15 protein-coding genes are annotated in these 18,349 nt (G+C 62.9%); 8 read left to right on the forward strand and 7 right to left on the reverse strand.

Going from position 1 to position 18,349, the window contains the following annotated elements; genetic code table 11:
* The first annotated feature begins 96 nt into the window (after positions 1–96).
* Genes ACTT2I_RS10165 through ACTT2I_RS10175 form a run of 3 tightly spaced genes read left to right on the forward strand, consistent with a single transcriptional unit; the run spans position 97 to position 3,715 of the window.
* Positions 97–963 carry an SDR family oxidoreductase gene (locus tag ACTT2I_RS10165; RefSeq protein ID WP_421100713.1) on the forward strand — a complete coding sequence of 289 codons (867 nt, stop codon included), beginning with the start codon at positions 97–99 and terminating at the stop codon, positions 961–963.
* A gap of 32 nt (positions 964–995) precedes the next feature.
* Complete coding sequence (locus ACTT2I_RS10170) at positions 996–1,895, forward strand: SDR family oxidoreductase (protein ID WP_421100714.1); 900 nt, start codon at positions 996–998, stop codon at positions 1,893–1,895.
* Positions 1,892–3,715 carry a glycoside hydrolase family 15 protein gene (locus ACTT2I_RS10175; RefSeq protein ID WP_421100715.1) on the forward strand — a complete coding sequence of 608 codons (1,824 nt, stop codon included), beginning with the start codon at positions 1,892–1,894 and terminating at the stop codon, positions 3,713–3,715. Before ACTT2I_RS10170 ends, ACTT2I_RS10175 begins: the two co-directional genes overlap by 4 nt.
* A gap of 87 nt (positions 3,716–3,802) precedes the next feature.
* Here ACTT2I_RS10175 and ACTT2I_RS10180 read toward each other — a convergent pair whose 3' ends face one another.
* Positions 3,803–4,237 (reverse strand): hypothetical protein, encoded by a 435-nt coding sequence (locus ACTT2I_RS10180; RefSeq protein ID WP_421100716.1) that lies wholly within the window; start codon positions 4,235–4,237, stop codon positions 3,803–3,805.
* Between the two features lie 556 nt (positions 4,238–4,793).
* Here ACTT2I_RS10180 and ACTT2I_RS10185 point away from each other — a divergent pair.
* Positions 4,794–5,912: an alpha/beta fold hydrolase gene (locus ACTT2I_RS10185; protein ID WP_421100717.1), complete on the forward strand. Its 1,119-nt coding sequence runs from the start codon at positions 4,794–4,796 to the stop codon at positions 5,910–5,912.
* Positions 5,913–6,795: 883 nt separating this feature from the next.
* Here the strand turns inward: ACTT2I_RS10185 and ACTT2I_RS10190 are convergent.
* From ACTT2I_RS10190 to ACTT2I_RS10205, 4 genes are all read right to left on the reverse strand, one after another.
* Positions 6,796–8,094, reverse strand: coding sequence for an alpha/beta hydrolase (locus ACTT2I_RS10190; RefSeq protein ID WP_421100718.1), 1,299 nt, complete (start codon positions 8,092–8,094; stop codon positions 6,796–6,798).
* Positions 8,095–8,445: 351 nt separating this feature from the next.
* Positions 8,446–9,144: a hypothetical protein gene (locus ACTT2I_RS10195; RefSeq protein WP_088434056.1), complete on the reverse strand. Its 699-nt coding sequence runs from the start codon at positions 9,142–9,144 to the stop codon at positions 8,446–8,448.
* A 58-nt stretch (positions 9,145–9,202) separates the two neighbouring features.
* Positions 9,203–10,063, reverse strand: a complete 861-nt coding sequence (locus ACTT2I_RS10200) for an MBL fold metallo-hydrolase (protein ID WP_421100719.1) — start codon at positions 10,061–10,063, stop codon at positions 9,203–9,205.
* Entirely contained in the window at positions 10,060–10,884 is an 825-nt protein-coding gene (locus ACTT2I_RS10205; RefSeq protein ID WP_421100720.1) for an MBL fold metallo-hydrolase, read from the reverse strand. Before ACTT2I_RS10205 ends, ACTT2I_RS10200 begins: the two co-directional genes overlap by 4 nt.
* Before the next feature lie 130 nt (positions 10,885–11,014).
* Between ACTT2I_RS10205 and gcvA the strand changes: the two genes are divergently transcribed.
* The 4 genes from gcvA (at position 11,015) to ACTT2I_RS10225 (ending at position 15,693) form a co-directional block, all read left to right on the forward strand.
* Positions 11,015–11,959: a transcriptional regulator GcvA gene (gcvA, locus tag ACTT2I_RS10210; RefSeq protein WP_421100721.1), complete on the forward strand. Its 945-nt coding sequence runs from the start codon at positions 11,015–11,017 to the stop codon at positions 11,957–11,959.
* 824 nt (positions 11,960–12,783) lie between these two features.
* On the forward strand, positions 12,784–13,587 hold the full coding sequence (locus tag ACTT2I_RS10215) for a MipA/OmpV family protein (RefSeq protein ID WP_421100722.1): 804 nt from the start codon (positions 12,784–12,786) through the stop codon (positions 13,585–13,587).
* Positions 13,588–13,613: 26 nt separating this feature from the next.
* Entirely contained in the window at positions 13,614–14,330 is a 717-nt protein-coding gene (locus ACTT2I_RS10220; protein ID WP_421100723.1) for a response regulator transcription factor, read from the forward strand.
* Positions 14,317–15,693 (forward strand): sensor histidine kinase, encoded by a 1,377-nt coding sequence (locus tag ACTT2I_RS10225; protein ID WP_443096630.1) that lies wholly within the window; start codon positions 14,317–14,319, stop codon positions 15,691–15,693. Before ACTT2I_RS10220 ends, ACTT2I_RS10225 begins: the two co-directional genes overlap by 14 nt.
* Positions 15,694–16,053: 360 nt before the next feature.
* Here the strand turns inward: ACTT2I_RS10225 and ACTT2I_RS10230 are convergent, their stop codons facing one another.
* Both ACTT2I_RS10230 and ACTT2I_RS10235 read right to left on the reverse strand, forming a co-directional pair.
* Positions 16,054–16,332, reverse strand: a complete 279-nt coding sequence (locus tag ACTT2I_RS10230; RefSeq protein ID WP_253247729.1) for a hypothetical protein — start codon at positions 16,330–16,332, stop codon at positions 16,054–16,056.
* Positions 16,333–16,513: 181 nt separating this feature from the next.
* The gene (locus tag ACTT2I_RS10235; RefSeq protein ID WP_421100725.1) at positions 16,514–18,289 is read right to left on the reverse strand and encodes a YbhB/YbcL family Raf kinase inhibitor-like protein; all 1,776 of its coding nucleotides are present in this window, start codon (positions 18,287–18,289) and stop codon (positions 16,514–16,516) included.
* Positions 18,290–18,349 lie beyond the last annotated feature (60 nt).

An 18,349-nucleotide genomic window follows, 5' to 3' on the forward strand; every position in this document is an offset into this window, starting at 1 on the left:
TCCGGCTCCTGCACATCGCATCGACACGACTGGGCCGCAACGTTTACCAGGGCGTCCGCACACTGACCTTTCCTCAACCCCATAGAGGCTCAGCCAATGCCCGTGCCCAACTACCCGAAGCCCCCGTTCAAGGCGCAGCAGCAGTCGTTTCCCGGCAAAACCGACAAGCTCGACCCTCGGCCAGACCACGGTGAGGACAGCTACGTTGGTCACGGCTTGCTGAAAGGCAAGAAAGCTCTGATTACCGGCGGCGACAGCGGTATTGGTGCGGCAGTAGCCATTGCCTACGCCCGGGAAGGCGCCGATGTGGCTATCGCGTTCCTTGAGGGCGAGGAGAAGGATGCCGCCAGCATTGGCGCTCTGATCGAAGCGGCGGGTCAGAAGGCCGTTCTGTGCCCCTGCGACATCAGTGACGACGCCCAGGCCGAGGCGCTCGTCAAGCAGGTCACCGGCGAACTTGGCGGCCTGGACATTCTGGTCAACAACGCCGCTTATCAGCGCTACTACGAATCCTTCGACGACATCACCCTGGACGACTGGCGAAAGACGTTCGATACCAACGTGCACGCGGTCTTCAACCTGACCCGGCTGTGCGTGCCGCACCTGCAGGACGGCGGCTCGGTCATCAACACCGCCTCCGTGAACTCCAAGAAGCCCACCCCCAACATCCTGCCCTATTCGGCCACCAAGGGCGCGGTGGCCAATCTCACCATCGGCCTGGCCGGCCTTCTCGCCGAGAAGGGGATCCGGGTCAACGCGGTGCTGCCCGGCCCGATCTGGACGCCCTTCATTCCCGCCGGCATGGCCGCGGAGGAAGTCGAGCAGTTCGGCAGCCAGACTCCGTTCGGGCGTCCCGGCCAGCCCGCGGAGCTCGCCTCGGCCTACGTGATGCTCGCTGCCGACAGCGCCAGCTACACCTCCGGCGCACTGCTTACCGTCTCCGGCGGCGCGGTCACCCTGTAAGGCCTGTTCTCCCTCCTCCCCCAAGGATTCCAATGACTTCCCGCAACCAATACGACATGCAGAACCCGCTGACCCAGTTCCCACAGCCGACCTACCCAGCCCAGGTTCAAACCCCGCCCGGCACTGTTCATGAACTCAAGCCGGCGGCTGACCATGGCGAGAAAAGCTACGTGGGCCTGGGGCGCATGAAGGGTCGCAAGGCTCTGGTGACCGGCGCCGATTCCGGCATCGGCCGCGCCGTGGCCATTGCCTTCGCGCGCGAGGGCGCCGACGTGGCGCTGAACTACCTACCCGAAGAAGAAGACGACGCCGCCGAAGTGGTGGCGCTGATTGAAGCCGAAGGCCGCAAGGCGATCGCCATCCCGGGTGACCTCCAAGAGGAGCAGTTCTGCGGAGACTTGGTGGCGCAGGCGGTCAAGGCGCTGGGCGGGCTGGACGTGGTCGCCAACATTGCCGGCAAGCAACTGGCCGTGGAAAAGATCGAAGACCTCACCACCGAGCAATTCGACGCCACCTTCCGCACCAACGTGCATGCGCTGTTCTGGGTGTGCAAGGCTGCCCTGCCGCATTTGCCCGCCGGCGCCACCATCATCAACACTGCGTCCATCCAGGCCTATCAGCCATCGCCCAACCTGCTGGACTACGCCCCCACCAAGGCGGCCATCGTGAATTTCACCAAGGCCTTGGCACAGCAGGTGGCCGAGCGCGGCGTTCGGGTCAACGCGGTCGCCCCGGGCCCGATCTGGACCCCGCTGCAGCCTGCTGGCGGCCAGCCGCCCGAGGCCATCCCGGAATTCGGCTCGCAGACCCCGCTCAAGCGCGCCGGCCAGCCGGTGGAAATGGCGTCGGCCTATGTGCTGCTGGCCACCCAGGAGTCGAGCTACATCACCGGTGAGGTGATCGGTGCCACCGGCGGCATGCTGCTGCCGTGACCGCTGGCTCCCGCGATGCCGATAGCGTGCCTGCCGAGCGCGACGCGGACGGGTATGCGCCCATCCACGCCTACGCCGCCATTGGCGATGGGCGCTCCAGTGCGCTCATCGCGCCGGATGGCAGCATCGACTGGTGGTGCGCCCCTTGCATGGACGCACCGCCCTTGCTCGACCGCCTGCTCGATGCCCCGGCCGGCGGTCGTTTTGTGCTCCAAGCCCGCGACGTTGAGCAGGTGCAGCGGCGCTACCGCGACAACAGCAATGTGTTGGAGACCGACGTTCGCACCAGCACCGGCCTGGCCCGCGTGACCGAGTCGCTCAACAGCGGTCCCGCCGGGCGGCTGCCTTGGTCCGAGCTGGCTCGCCGGATGGAAGGCGTCGAGGGAGAGGTCAGCTTCGATCTGCTCTACCAGCCCGGCACGCGCGCCGGGGCCTGCACGCCGTGGATGAGCGACACCCCAAACGGGTGCGTGCATCACGCCGGCCCGGTCATGACGATGCTGCGCTACTCCGAACGCGTGCAGATCGGCAATTGCGATGACCGGGAACTCCGTGGCACAGTGACCCTTCGGCCCGGCGACCGGGAGATCATCGCGCTGCTGGCCTCGCAGGACGAAGTGCTCCCGGTTCCGCCCTTGGTCGATATCGATACCCGCATCGACCGCTCTGATCGGGAATGGCGCCAGTGGGTGGACGACCTTCACTGCGACGCCAGCCGACGCGACGAGGTCATCCGCTCGGCCTTGGCGCTCAAATTCCTCTGGTTCGCCCCCACCGGCGCCATCGCCGCCGCCGTGAGCACCTCTCTGCCGGAACGCATCGGCGGGGACAAGAACTGGGATTACCGCTACGCCTGGGTGCGCGATGCTGCATACGTCATCAAAACCTTCCTGCGCGTGGGTGCCCTGCCCGACGCCAAGGCCGGCTTCAGCTGGCTGATGACCACGATCGGCCGCCACCGCCCCGGGCTCGCGCCTTGCTACACGCTGCGCGGCGAACGGGTCGAAAAAGAGCGCTGCATCGACGTGCCGGGCTACCGCAACAGCCAACCGGTCCGCGTGGGCAACGCCGCCGCCGAGCAATTGCAGACCTGCGCCTACGGTGACGTGCTGGAAATGGCCAGCCGGATGATCGAAGCAGGCCACATCCTCGATCCCACCACCGCCCGGCTGCTGTTCGAGCTCGCCGACGAATGCGCCGACAACTGGATGCGCAAGGACAGCGGCTTCTGGGAATTGGGTGACGCGCAGCACTACACAATGTCCAAGGTGGAATGCTGGATGGCGCTGCGGCGGGCCTGTGAGCTGGCTGAGGCCGGCCACATAACCACCGCTCGCCTGCCGCGCTGGAAGCGTGAAAAAGAGCGCATCCTCGACTGGGTCGACGCGCACTGCTGGGATGAGGCAAAGCAGAGCTACGTGATGCACGCCCGCAGCGACCGGCTGGACGCGAGCCTGATGCTGGCGTCGCGCTTCGGCCTAGGCGAAGTGCGCCGGGAGCGTTTCATCGCTACTCGGGAGGCCATGCGGCGCGAACTGTCGGACGAAAGCGGTGATCTGCTTTGGCGCTATAGCGGCATGCGGGACTGCGAAGGCACGTTCATCAGTTGCGCGTTCTGGATGGTGGAAGCCTACGGCCTGCTGGGCGAGACGGAAGAAGCCAATCGCTTGTTCACCTCGTTGCTGGCCCGCGTCCAGAACGATGTGGGCCTTATGCCGGAGATGTGGGATCCCCAGCAGGAACAGGGGCTGGGCAACACGCCACAAGGCCTGAGTCACTTGGCCTTGGTGCACGCTGCCCTCGCTTTGGATGGCGAGTGACGCCTACCAGTCGCGAGGCCAGCAAAGGGCGAGCTCTGCATTTTTTGGGCTAGGTCCTGTGCCACCTCGGCATTGGCCTTCTCCCGACTAGTGCGCTCCGAGCTGTTCAAGGTAGTGGGCGAACATCGAGTCGCCCAACTGTTTTGCCAAGGCAAGGGGGTCACCTTCCTCTACGTCAGCCCCGTAACGAACAAGAACAGAGGCAACCGCGATCTTGTTTTGAGCCTCCATTTCTTCGGCCATCGCCAACCAAACCAAGGGAGGCTCATCCCCCTCGTCCTCGGTAAAAGGGTAACTGTTGGGGCCAACACCGGCATTTAGCAGCGCGTCGACGAGCTCAACGTCGCCCCGAATGCAGGCGTTGTGCAGCTGGGGATAGTCCAGCGCCCTCGCGCGATCAGTGATGTCGCTCGGCAGCCGATCAACCGCCCGGCACATTTGTCGGAATGCGTCTCGGAATTCCGGGAGGGTCACATAGAGTTTTCCCAGCCCTTCGGCTATTGCTCGTGGGAACATTTCCATGGATCTCTCCTTCTCCGGCGTGATCAGCCGAGTCTCTCATCCATCCTATACCTGTCGGGCGACAGATCCCAAAAAGAAGAGATCGGCTTTCGCCGCCGCAATGGTGGGCAGGTGTGTCCGGTTCCGCGGCCGTACCCAGCGGCGGCGGTGGGACTCGCGTAGTCCACCAGCTGTCTGAGGCCCTTCCAATCCGTGCCGTCCGGCTCCCGCGGCTGCCATTACCCGCCACTACCTCCGTTGCGCGAGCGGCTCACGCGAACGGGCACTCGCCCCTCGTTCGCAGATTGATTCAACGAGGCGGTCACCCGGTGATCCGGCCACTGGACTAAATCAATCAGTCATCGTCCAGCGGCCCACGCCGATGGAGCGATCTCCATGGAAGACCACTGGAATCAATCTAAATACCCAAACGTTCTGGCAGGGTTCTGCAGCTCCTGACCGCGCGCACGAGGCTGATCCAGCGCGTGTCCTAAGCCAATCCGGCCAAGCTCGCTTCTATGGCATCATCTATTGCGTCACAATACTCGGCTCTGTTCCCAAACGCTCTTCCATTCCAATGAGCAATCGAATCCTCTGGCTCCTCACTCTGACAGTCGCCGGGCTTGCGAGTCTCGACTCATCCGCCGCCCCTTGGCCTCAAAGCCGTAGCGATGCCGTAAAAGTGGTCGCGGAGATCCGCCGGGTGGTTGCGGACGAAGGCCTGGAGCGGCTGGAGAAAGTCCGTATTGGCGGCATCGACCAGTGGGTATCGATCCGCGGGTCGGATCGCCGCAATCCAGTGCTTCTCATGCTCCACGGCGGGCCAGGCTGGGTATCAATGCCCACCAGTTGGTATTTTCAACGCGGCTGGGAGGAGTATTTCACGGTCGTCCAGTGGGACCAGCGGGGCGCCGGCAAGACTTACGCCGCTAACGAGCCGTCCGTGATAGCACCCTCGATGACGCGCGAGCAGATGGTCGCCGACTCGGAGGAGATGGTTGCATGGCTACGGCGGGAGTTCGGAAAGGAGAAGATCTTCCTGCTGGGCCACTCTTGGGGCAGCTACCTCGGCTTGGAGGTTGCACAGCGCCATCCTGAGTGGCTGCATGCCTACATCGGTATCGGACAGATATCCAATGCCCCGGAGAGCGAGCGGCGCGGGTGGGCATGGACCCTTCAACAAGCGCAGGAAGACGGCAATGCGAAAGCGGTGGCCGAGCTCCAAGAGTTAGCCCCGTATGCCAAGGGCACTGCCCCGGTGCCCTTGCAAAGTCTCTTCAAACAGCGCAAGTGGCTTAATTACTACGGCGGCATGGTTCATAATCGCCGTGGCGGCGACGCGGAAGCTGCAGCAATAAAGCTCTCGCCAGAGTATTCCGATGCCGACGTGGCGGCGGTCTGGAACGGTAACGATTTCTCGATGGAACATTTGTTGTCAGAGGTCTTATCGCTGGACATGTCTTCGGTGCGACGCGTCGACACTCCCGTGTTCCTGTTCCTAGGCCGGCATGACCACAATGTTTCTTCGGAACTGGCCGCCGAATGGGCCGATAATCTTACGGCCCCGGAAAAGCAAATTATCTGGTTTGAACAGTCGGCGCACGAGGTCATGATTGAAGAGCCGGGCAAGACACTGCTTACCCTCGTCCAACAGGTGCGCCCCATTGCAGAGCGTGCAGGCGATATCGCACCTTAAAATGAGGGAACCTGCCCAAGAGCAAGTTCCACGCGCTTTTATCCCCCCAAAATCAGCCAGGGAAGGGTAACCAACCCTTGCGCGATCGCGTGGAGTTTGGCCGACAGCTCAGGCCGATCGACGCTAACAGTGAATTCCTGAAGATCCAACGCGGGACCAATGAACGCCGATGTCAGACGAGCGCCGTCCAAGTCCAAATGAATCCACGAGCCCACGCGATTGATGGAAAAAGCGCGTAGGGCGGCCCGCCCGCTTTCCGAGAGCCCGACCCTGAACTGCGGGTGCCCACTGGCCGCGTAGCCAAGAAATCGAATCGCGCTGAGCTCGACACAAGGTGGTATCAACTGCTGGGCCTTCTATTGCTTGGATGGGCCCGCCTCTTCCCGATGCGCCTCCCCGCCTCAAACGAATTTGCCCGTGTGTCTCCTGCCACGGACCGCTCAGAATCATCGCCCGTCAGTTTACGTTGAGCTCATCCGTGCACCATCTAACTTGCCGACTGATTCATTGACCGGATGCAAGTGAGCCGCGACGTGGGTAGGGAGAGGGGCCAAAGAGAAAGTGGCAGAGCGGTGCCATTTCACAGCCGAACGCAGGCGCGCGGTCGGTATCGGTGGCCAAGCAGCACGCCTTGCTTCGGTCGCTCAGAAATTTCCTGGACTGGAAGCTGGGCAAGCTGCAGCCCCAGCCTAGGTGGGCCCCGACATTGCCAGCACCGAGAATGGCAAGGCGAAGCCGTGGCCACGGGGGGTGGCGCTGCGTCGATTGCATACCAGCGGCAATCATCGCCGGCATGCCCAACGCCGGGACCTACAAAACCACAGCAGCCGCTATGCAGGTGGGCGAGCTACGGCAAAATCCACGATCGCCGTTTCACCAATCCTCATCGCTGCGCCTCAATCCAGCGCGCCACATCGTCGACCAACTGCGGAAGCACCTCGCCGGGCGTGTTGTACTCCTGCAGCGAACTCGGACCTTCGCCCGGGATCCCTAAGTGGTTGAGCGCCGGATATCGCTCGAAACTGGCTCGGCGCTGTCCAGCAAGGCTGCGCTTCCAAAGCTGCCAGTCGGTATCCACAACTTGAAAGTCGCGCCCTCCCTGAAGCAGCAGGATCGGGAGCGCGGAGGCCTTGGCGTCGGCGACGGGATCAATGTTCTCGAACGCGCGCCAGTAGGTTGCTGGCACGCCCAGCGGCAGGTCCTTGGCAGCAACCGGCTCGGTGCCGCGTGCGGCGGCGATCTGCGCGTCCAGCTTGTCCAAGAAGGCTTGGTCATCGGCGCTGATGCTGCCATCCAGGCCCAGCAGGTAGCGGTTCTGTTCTGGCAACACGGTGAGCAGCGAACGGGCCGGCGCCGACCACATGACCAGTCCGGCCACCTTGCCCGAGCGCTGGGCGATGCGAGGCGCCAGCATGCCCCCTTGGCTGTGGCCCATTACGTAGACGTGCTGCGGATCAATGCCGGTGGTCTGGACCAAGCTGGCGACGGCAGCTACTGCATCGTCAGTGGTTTCGTCATCCACCGTGTAATTGTCGCGATTGAACTCCTCTGGACGTGCTTTGGTGCGCTTTTCGTAGCGGAGCACCGCGATGCCGTGCGCGGCCAGGCCGCGCGCCACGTCCAGGAACGGTCGATTCGGCCCAATGGTTTCGTCGCGGTCTTGGGGACCCGAGCCGTGCACCAACACTGCCGCGCGGAACGGCCCTTTGCCCTTGGGCAGCGCCAACGTGCCTGGAAGGTTACCCTTGCCAGACACCACGTTGAAAGGCAGCTCCTTGAAGCTCGCATCGGCCGGCACGGACGGCGCCGGCGGCGCTTGGGCAGCCGCCGGTTTGAAATTCAGACCGGCCACGCGGCCACTGGCATCTACCGCCACTTGGGTGTCGATGTCGCCCACCGCGAACCTCAGCCGCTGCGTCACCAAGCTTATGTCTCCGCGCGCACTAACCTGCGCAGCGCCGCGCTCTTGAAGCCCGCCGAACGAATTCCATAAGTCCTGTAGCTGCGCTGCCGGCACAGCCTTGGACATCTCCGGGGTGAACATCTCCTCAGCTGCGCTCACGTCACCGGCCTGCAGGCGATCAAGGAGAGTGGCAGCCGTCTGCGCTGGCTGGGCAGCATGAGCCAGCGTGGCGGCGAAAGAGAGCATCAGGCTCATACCCCAACGTGTCAGCGCGCGCATGTCACTCTCCTTTCCCAAAGATCACCACCACCGACGGAACGGCCGGTTGATCGCGCTCACCGCTTGCCAGGCCAGCCCGCCCAGCCCGTTCCGTTCGTCCAAACTCAGCTTTCGCTTCGCGTGTCAGATTCGTTTCGACTCCAATAGTTGGGCAGCTCCAGCGTGTGACCACGGCTTGATCTCCATTTCGAGGTTGAGATGGGGCAGGCAAGCTGCCCAGCGCTGTTGATCTCTGATCATCAGTCATGTGGATTTACAGCGGAAGGCCAACCAGAGCCGGCGCAGCGTCCCCCGACGGCCTTTACCCCAAGCCCCAATCAGTCTGTCACCGGCCACGCTACGCTGCTCGACCTATTGGGCCTTTGCCAGCTCCGGCTCCGCCTCTGGCGCCAAAGTGTGAATCACGTCCCCTTTTGCATTGAGAAACTCAATGGCGCCATAACCTTCTTCGGTTACCGTCAGACGCAAACGTGGCTTGTCAGCCTTGTCACTCAAGGCGATTGCCGGCGTGCCATCAGCGCCCACCACCATTCGTATACGCGTGGACGTCTTAACCCCGGGAACCAAGCGATTCCCGAGGGCCGGTTCGCGCAGCAGCGGCGGGGCTTGGTTGATCGAGAACGCAACCTCGCCGTCCGGCGAGACACGCCAGCCGATGGCATCCATGGCCGGGTGGTCCAGGGCCAGAACCGCCATTCCCCCGGCCACATCGGCGGTGCCGAATCCACCCCGCTCGCTGCCTTTGTCATCGTAAAGCACCAGCCCGGCGACGTTAAACGCCCGTCGGTATTGAAGCCCATCGATGATCGGAGCGGGCGTTCGGCCCGAAAGAGTCATCCGGATGACGCCGTTCTCGTCGACAATATCGATGCGTTTCGTCGTTATTCGGTCATGGTCGGGCCTAGTAACTTTTGTTTCAGGACTTTGCGACTCAATGATGCGCTGCAGCGCATCCAGCGATGGCCGAGACGGGCTGGAATTTTCCGCCGCTTGCGACAGAGGGCAGGCCAACATGGAAGCGAGGAGAAAAGCAAAGGCAAGTATCTTCATGCAGGTTCCCGTGTGGTTAGTGGCTTTTCGCTGGACGCATTGACGCTGCTGCCGGATCTTACCGCCACGTCACCCACGCCCCTGGATGCACTGACTGGACGTCGATAGCGGTTCCCCGCGCCGCCCTGACCAGCGCGCCAAGAGGATCGTCCACTTCCTGATACTCATCAACTCCCGAGACGCCGTAGTGGATCGGGACGACAGACCGCGCGCCTAGGACGGTGGCGGCCGCGATGGCCTGCTCGGGGGTCAACACGCCCGGCTGTCCGCTGACGGGCTTGCGCCATCCGAACCTGGCGCCGTTGATCGGCAGGAACGCCACGTCGAAGGGCCCGAACTGGCGACCGATCTTCCACCAGTGACCGTGCCACATCGTGTCTCCGCCATGGAAGATCCGCCGGCCCGCGGCCGATACCACCCAGGAAACCTGCGTGTCGCCATAGCCATCCGAGGCCGGCACCGCCGTGGCAGTGAAGTCACCCAGCAGCTGGGGCTCCCAAAGGTGTGCGGGACGCGCCCGTGCACCCACAGGAACGGGAAGCGGATGCGTGCCCTCGGGGTAGATCAAGCTGCCACCGTTCCGGAGCGCCTGCGCCACAGCCCCAGCGTCGAAGTGGTCCGAGTGGACGTGCGTCAGCAGGACCGTGGCGTCCCCCACCCCACCCTCAACGGGAACCAGGATGTCCGGCAGTGCTTTGCCCCACTCTGCGGCATTGGTCAGCGGATCGATGAACAAGCTTGCGTCCGGCAACTGCAGGCGAATGCCGGCCCAGGCAAGCCGCTGAATCCGGACGCCCTCCGACGCGGGCCGAGCGGTGGCGTCGGAGACCGGCAAAAGCGCGGCCGTGGCGCCAGCGGCGAGCCCGGAAAGAAAGGCACGGCGGCCCATCCGCGCGCCATCGGGCAAGTAGCCGCTCATGCGACCTCCGCCGAATGGGCCAGGTAGGTGTCCAGCTCAAAGATGCCCTGGACTTCAATGGCCTCCAGATTGCGCAGATGCCATTCCCTTTCGAACGCGCTTGCCTCGACGCCGGGTGCGAGGCAGTCCTCGATCCGAATGGCGGCCAACCGTGACGCCAGCGATTCACCCTTTTCTTTCGCGCGCATCGCCACCACGTTCTGGCAAATTCGATCCAGATAGTGCAGCGCGTTGTCGAGCACGGCGGCGTCGAAGCGCCCCATGTGACCGCCAATGACGGTGCCGCGCCCGAACTGCTTCGCCCGGCCAATCGCCGTTCGAATCTGGACGGGGTCGGACTTGGAGAGGTAGACGATGTTCCCCACGATGTTGTCGCCAATGCAGACCAAGTCGGCGGTGGGAACATCCACGCTGATGTGATCCATCGTCTTGCCGGGGTTGTGCAGCAGCCGGAGCTCATGGCGGCCCCAGCGGATGCGCATCGCGCTGTCGAACACCACCTGCGGTTCGCGGTAGAACGCGTCGATACGGCGGTTCTGTGACAGGAAGGTTTGCCGGTAATTGCGATGCGCGATGGCCAGGGCGTCGGGAAAGGTCGAAAGCCCCGCGACGTGATCGCTCATGAAATGGGTGGATACGATGACGCGGACCGTTTTCCCCAGCTCGTCGCAGATCAGCACGCGCAACGCCGCCGCATCCGCTGCGCTTCCCAGTGAATCCACCAGCAGCACATGGTTGCCATCGACGAAAACCGTCGCAACGGAGTGGTAGTCCTCACCAAGGCACAAGAACACGTCCGGGCCCAACGGTTTCAGCTGCATGGCGGCTTCCCTTGAATGGTGGCCGCCATGATTGACGAGCGAACAGGCACCGACAAGCGAGAAGATTTCGCCTTCAGATTAGTAAAAGTAACCTGATAAGATCGTTCATCCCTGCTGGTAGGAGCGTCAGATGAAGCCGCGCCACGCCCCTCCCCTGAACGCCTTAAAGGCGTTTGAGGCAGCTGCACGATTCCTCAGCTTTCAGAAGGCGGCCACCCAGCTGTTTGTCACACCGGCCGCGGTAAGCCACCAGGTCAAACGCCTCGAGGCCTATCTGGACACCGAGCTCTTCGAGCGCGGCCATCGGGCGGTGATGCTTACCCCGCAGGGCGCCACCCTTGCGGCGTCGCTCACTGAGATTTTCAAAATGCTCGACCTCGCACTGGACCCAAGCGCGGCTGCCGAACCCGACCATCTGCGCGTCAGCACCCTGGAGTCGTTCGCCGCGAAGTGGCTGGCGCCCAGGCTTCACCGCTTCCACGAGGCCCACCCGGATATCCAGGTGCGGGTCCTCACGAGCGATCAGCTGGTCGACGTGGGCCAGGAAAACGTCGATGTCGCGATCCGATACGGTCTTGGCACATACCCAGGCGTGCAGGTTGAGAAGTTGATGGACGCGCCGGTGTTTCCGGTGTGCGCCCCAGGCACGTCCCGCAAAGACGGAAAGCCGATTGCATCGCCCGCCGATCTCGCCCACGTCGCGTTTATCCATGATCAAAGCGCCGAAGGGCGACCGGGCGTTCCCGATTGGGCGGCCTGGCTGCAGGCGGTTGGCCTGCAGGGTGTGTCAGCTGACGCTGGCCCGGTGTTTCCCAGCATCTATCTGGCCCAGGAAGCGGCGATCCACGGGCACGGCGTCGCACTGGGGTTGGCCCCGCTGGTGGAAGAAGATCTTCGGCGAGGGCGGCTTGTTAGGCCATCCACCGGCCAGTTGGCCAACGCGTATGCGTTTTGGACGGTCCGTCCGCTCGCCGCACGTCGAAAAAGCGCAACAGATGTCTTCTCTCACTGGCTGCACAGGGAAGCGGTCGGAACTTTCTCATCGCAGCTCCTTCAGGAGACGAATGCCACATGACTTCACTCTTCAAACCCATCCGAGACGAAGTGCAAATCGATGGCCGAGCCTAAACCCTGAAAATTGGCCTGAAGGTCTCAAATCTGGTGCCCAAAGCACGGCCAGGGGTTTGGGTCTGCGTTGCAATGACGTAGTGATCGGCGACGCAGCCTTGCCGCTACCCTTCAAAGGTCGCTTCCGCTCGCCCCCCCCGTTCGTCCAGGGCTGCTGATCGGGGTCGTATGGCCGCACGGGCCCCGTCCCTGTGCCGCCCCCCGCTGCGTTGAACGCTGAGGTCCATCACTACAGCCCCATCACGGGCCTGAGGAGATCCTGCGCTCAGTCCCCCTGTTCAGGAGCAGTGATGCCCAAGTCAGCATCCTTCATTGTGCGCTCCTTTGAGGCGATTTATGCCTCGTCGGGGGATGTGGAACGCATTCTCGCCCTCACCATGGAGTGTGGCGAGTGCAAGGCGACCTCATCCTCAAGAGCGGGTTCCCTGGTTGAGCTGCCCGGCGGTGCCCTATTCCGATGCGCGCATTGCGGTCGCCATCAAGCCGTCAGCAACGCTCGGCTCTCGGCCATGCAAGGTCCGACCGGCGGGAAGCCTTCGGCGGGAGCCGCGCCTGCCCGAGCAGCAACCTCGGCATTCAATGCGGACTGCGTCAGGCCATTGCTGCCGCTTGCATTAGCAAGGTAGCCGGTTCGTGTGGTCGCTGCGGCGGTTCACGGGCGTCAACGGCGGAGGGCGCTGGCTGAACCAACCGCAGCGGACCCTGCGTTGGTAAGTTCTCTGTAAGTTCGGATGATCAAAGCTCGTAGCGCCTCCCCACGACGCTACTCGCATGCTCAAGACCGTGTTAGCCCTTCCGCTGCTCCTTGTCCCCACCATTGCCATGGCCCAAGGCGTCTCCAGCAGCAGTGATTTACTCGCCGATGCCCAAGACGACCGATGGACCCTAGGCGTCGCCGTTTCTGTCCGCGACAGCCCCTATGTCGGCGAAGGCACCCGCGTTCGCCCTCTTCCCTTGGTGACCTTTGATGGGCAGCGCTTCTTTTGGCGCGGACTGTCAGGAGGTATCCACCTCATCCAACGCAAGAGCCTCTCTATTGATGCCGTCCTTTCTGGCCGCTTCGATGGGTTCGACATCAAGGACCTTTCCCGCGCCGGACTCGCTCGCAATGGGCTGGATGCTACTGCCCTGGAAGACCGAGACGACGCGCTGGATGCCGGCTTGGCGGCGAGCTGGCGAGGAAGGGCCGGCGAGCTTAAGGTCAGCGCCTTGGCTGATGTAACTGACGCCAGTGGGGGTTACGAGTTTGCTGTGGACTATGGTTATGCTTTGCAATGGGGGCGCACCACGGTCGTGCCTGGCGCTGGGGTTCGATGGATGTCCAAGGACTTGGTGAACTACTACTACGGCACTTTGGACGAAGAAATCAGCCGGGGCGTAGCGCCCTACCGGCCCGGCTCAGCCCTGGTTCCCCAAGTCAGCGTGGGGTTCTCCCGTCCATTGGGCGAAAAATGGAGGGTGCTTGGCGGCGTAGACTACAAGTTCCTGCCGAACGAGTTGGCGGACAGCCCCCTTCTGGAACCGGATTCGAACGGGTCCGCCGCAGTGCGCTTAGGAATCTCCCGGAGCTTCTGATCGTTCATACTTAGATCTCAGCCCCCATGGCCCCCTCCTTGCCAGCCCCGGCCGTTTCCAATCGAATTGCCTTGGTTGAGGACCATCCCCGCTTGGCCAACTTGGTCGAGCGAGGGCTGGGGGCTGCTGGCATCGCTGTAGATACGTTCGCTACCTTGGAGGCAGCTTGGCATGGGCTGCTTCATCTTCCCTACGCCTTGGCCATCGTGGATCGCGGGTTACCGGATGGCGACGGTTTGAACCTGATCCGAAGATTGCGCGCGGCTGACAGCAAGCTCCCGTGCCTGATGCTGACCGCCAAGGACGCTCTGCACGATCGGGTGGCCGGGCTGGACGCGGGAGCGGACGACTACCTCCCCAAGCCGTTTGCCATAGAAGAACTCACAGCGCGCGTGCGGGCGCTGATGCGTCGTCCCGCAGAGTTTCGCGAGCTTCAGCCGAGCTACCACGGGCTTCAGATCCTGCCCGAACTGAGCTGCATGCGGCACCACCAAGAACAGGTCAGCTTGGCACCGGCAGAGCTGCAGCTCATCATTCTGATGGTGAGGGGCGCTGGACAGGTGGTTCGGCGCACCGCGCTGGAGGCGGCGGCCTGGGGCGTTTCAGACGCCGTAACCCCCAACGCGTTGGACGTCGCCTTGCATCGCCTGCGGAAAAAGCTCGCCGCGATCGACGCCCCGCTTTCTCTCATCAACGTGCGCAACCTGGGCTTTTCTTTGATTCCCTCTGATGCTGCCGAGTAGCCTGACCGCGCGTATGATGATCGGCACCATGCTGGCAATGTTGGTGGCGGCACTGGCAGCCGTTTTGGTCATGCTCGCCATGACCTCCCCAAAGCTGCCCGATCGCTTGCTCCGCACGGAACTGCAAGAGGAGCTTGATCACCTGATCGAAGGTCTAAGAAGAGATGCGGAAGGCAACTTCTCCGTCGACCTGAAGCCACAGAACGTCAATGCATACGACGCCATGACCAAGGACTCCGCCTACTGCATCGTTGACAGCGCTGGGGCCGCTGTTCTGCAAAGTTCGCCCGGCCCGGCCCTGGAGGCCCTAAGAGTGCTGCCCTGGAGCTTTGACTCGATGACGGTGGCGAGCAATGGAACGACCATTCGCCTGCGAGTCATGCAAGGGCCAGTGGAAATCCAGGGCCAACGCTACATCGTTCGTGTGGCGCGCAGTGATCGGCTGGTGCTTACACTCAGTGACTACGCTGGCACGCTCTACCTCAGGGCGGGATTGGTCACGCTGCTGTTGGCGCTGTTGACCTTCGCAATCGTCGTATATTGGACCATCAGGCGAATGATCGCTCCTCTCCGCGAGGTCTCAGCGATCGCTGCGCAGGTTAACCCGAGAAGCCTAGGCACCCGCCTCCGGGGCCAGGGGCTTCCCACGGAGGTTGCTCCATTGCTCGATGCCTTCAATGCCGCCCTCGCCCGCCTGGAGAACGGCTTCCGCGTGCAACAGGAGTTCCTGGCATCGGCGGCGCACGAACTGAAAACACCGCTGTCGCTGTTGACGGCCGAAATTGAACTGAGCAGCGCAACCAACAGGGAGGTGCTGCTGCAGGACGCCGGGCATATGGCGCGCCAGATTCATCAGCTGCTGCACCTTGCCGAAGTGAGCGAGGCACACAACTACACCTTCGCGCCGGTTCGCCTTGCGCAGATCATCCAGGATGCGGCCGACTACCTGGTTCGCGTGTCCGCGCAACGCTCGGTGAGCGTCGATGTGCACGACCAGGCCGGCGACGTGCTTCTGCCGGCAGATGCGTCGGCGGTGTTCGTGCTGGCCAAGAATCTGATTGAGAACGCCATCCACCATGCGGCCGCGGGCGGCCAGGTGCGCGTTGACGTGTTCCCCGCGGGTTTGAGCGTGCAGGACGATGGCCCCGGCGTGACGCCGGCGCACCAGTCACTGCTGTTCAAGCGCTTCTGGCGCGCCAATCCCCGTGACAGCACCGGCGCCGGGCTGGGCTTGGCTATCTGTATGGAGATCTGCCTCTCGCATGGATGGGGCCTGCGCTATGATGCTGCTCAAGCTAAAGGCGCCCGGTTCGTCGTTGACACGCGAACGTCCGCCGCATTATCCCCTTCTCTACGGTCGTGAGCGCGTCCGGTCCGCGAAGATAGCGGCGCGAGAACGCGTCACACGCCCAACCTCCCTTCGCCCCAACAAAGAGCCAGCGCCTCAGTGCCGAATACAGGTCGTTTCCACCTTCTGGATGTTGAAGGCGTAAGAAGTCAGGACGGTCGGCTGTTGGAGCTGAGCCGGGTTTACTGCCGCTGCCTCCAATGCAGTGCAGCGTTCACCGCCACTCCGGCCCAAGGGCTTGAACCTTTAGAAGGAGGAGCGACCCTCAAGTGCCCCAAGTGCGGCGAGCACCAAGCCATCAGCCTCTTTCGGTTTGAAGACTTCTCCCGCCGACACGGAACGGACATTTCTTAGCGCTCCGCCCGGGCGACCTCGCTAGAACGGGTCGGGCCGCTCAAAGGGTACCTTTCTTGCACTTGACTGGGACCGATAGTCCAAGGTCACGTCGTTGATTAGGGAGGCAACGGCGGTTGCCAATCTCCTGCCGTCCGAAATCGAACCGTAGAAACGGATAGAGGGACCTTCCACCTCCACCCCAGCCACCCCCAGATCGCTCTTCAACGCGTCCAAGCGGTCATTAAATAGGGCAAGCCAGGCGGCATGCGGGGCCACGTCCAACATGGCAATGATCGCCTCGTCTTCGGACTGGTCCACGTTCTCCTGTAAGTCGGGGACGTCGAATCCAAGAAGCCTAGGCGCTTCGTTATCTGGGGGTGAACTGCTCATGCTCCCATGATATCGCGAAGCGCCTTTTTCCGCCGCATCCGGCCCTTCCCACTGGCGCACCCCAGCGGACTATCAGTCCATGGGATCAGCTGCCCTACCACCCGCTGTGTCACTTCAGTGGCGGATCGGTCTGTTGATAGGTGCCGACCACGACGCCTTTTGCCAAAACGTGGCCCTTTACGGCCTTAAGCACCTCATCACGCGTCGCCCCCGGACGAACATCGAGCGCCCTGTCCAGCGCCAGCACTTGGAAATGATAGTGGTGCGGCGGATCCCCCACCGGCGGCCTGGGACCGTAGTATCCAACAGAACCACGGCTGGTCGCCCCCTGCAGGACGCCCTCAGGGTCGGTCAGCCGGGGCTGGACCTGGACGCCCTCGGGTAAGCTGGTCACGGAGGCGGGGATGTTCCAAGCGACCCAGTGCACGAACGGCTTGATGGGCGTAGAGTCCGGATCCTCCGCGATGATCACGTAAGTCACCGCCTTCGGAACGGCGTCCCACGCAAGCGGGGGCGACAGCCCTTCGTGATATGCGCTGAATCGAGAAGAGAGCGCCTGACCGTCTTGGAACGCCGGCGATCGGATGCCGAACGACGCCGCCTGCGATACGCGATCGAGAGCCAAGGGGACACCCGTTCCTTCAGTCAGCTGCCTTTCCAAGGACTGCTTCGGGATGACGGTCGCGGTCGCAGCTGCCGCCTTACCTGCACCGTAGCTCACCCGATATATCCCGCCGTTGGCGTCGTCGCCCACCAGGAGCGCCCCGCCCCGCGTGACAGCCAAGCCCACCGGGCGTGCGATGTGCTTCTGACCGCCATCGGTCAGGAACCCGGACAGGAATGGCTCGAACGTCACCGGTTGCCCGTTACGGAACCGGATCCGCACCACCTCATAACCAGAGGCCGGCTTCCGATTCCATGACCCCCGCATGGTAACGAACGCGTCGCCTCGGTAGGCGGCAGGAAACTGGCTGCCGGTGTAGAAGACCAGTTGCATGGGGGCCGCGTGCGCCGTATAGCCCAAGACCATGGGCTCGCTCATCTGGGCCCACTGGGCCTTCGTGATTTCTCCTGGCGGCGTGCTCTGCGGATTCTGCCCATTCTTTCCCCAGATGTGGGGCCAACCATACTGCTTGCCTTTGACAATGTGGTTGAGCTCCTCCGGTTGAACATCATCGCCCAGGAAATCGATGCCGTGATCCATCCCCCACAGTTCGCCGGTCTTCGGATCCCAAGCGAAGCCCAAGGTGTTGCGCAGACCACTGGCGAAAATCGTGCGGCTCTTGCCGTCCGGCGAGGCGCGCAAGAGGGTTGCGTGTTCAGGATTGGACTCATTGCAAGCATTGCACGACGATCCCACGCTGATATACAGCATGCCGTCAGGGCCGAACGCCAAGGTTCTGTTGGGATGCTGCCCACCGTCCGGCAGATCATTGATGATTCGCTCTATCGCACCCAAGGAGCCGTCGGGATTGAGGGGGGCGCGGAATACTTCTGTAGCAGTGGCCATATAAAGGTGGCCGTCCCCGATAGCCAATCCATGGACGCTGGGACGGTGCGCCACAGTCCGCGGGGCTTCATCCAGGACCCCGTCCTCATTGGCGTCCTTCAGTAGCAACACGTCCCCTTGGTCACGGCGGGAAACGTAAATGTCGCCACTGGGCGCTACGGCAATGATCCGGACGTTCTGAAGATCCTTCGCGAAGGCTTTCACCTCGAACCCCTGCGGCGCCTTCAGTCCCGCAATGCGCTCGCCGGTCGCGGGAACCTTGTCGGGTTTGAATGTGTTAACCCGTGCGGGGACATCCGTCCCGTCTCCCTGTTGGGCCAATGCAGGCCAAGCGAGTGTCGTGAGCAGCGCGACGTATCCGAGTGTCCGTTTCATGGGCGCACGTCCGAGAAGGTTAACTGGAAGCTGAAGAATCGCCCTGCGGCGATCAACCGC

Source organism: Stenotrophomonas sp. PUT21 (genome assembly GCF_052232875.1).
Classification (GTDB): domain Bacteria; phylum Pseudomonadota; class Gammaproteobacteria; order Xanthomonadales; family Xanthomonadaceae; genus Stenotrophomonas; species Stenotrophomonas maltophilia_N.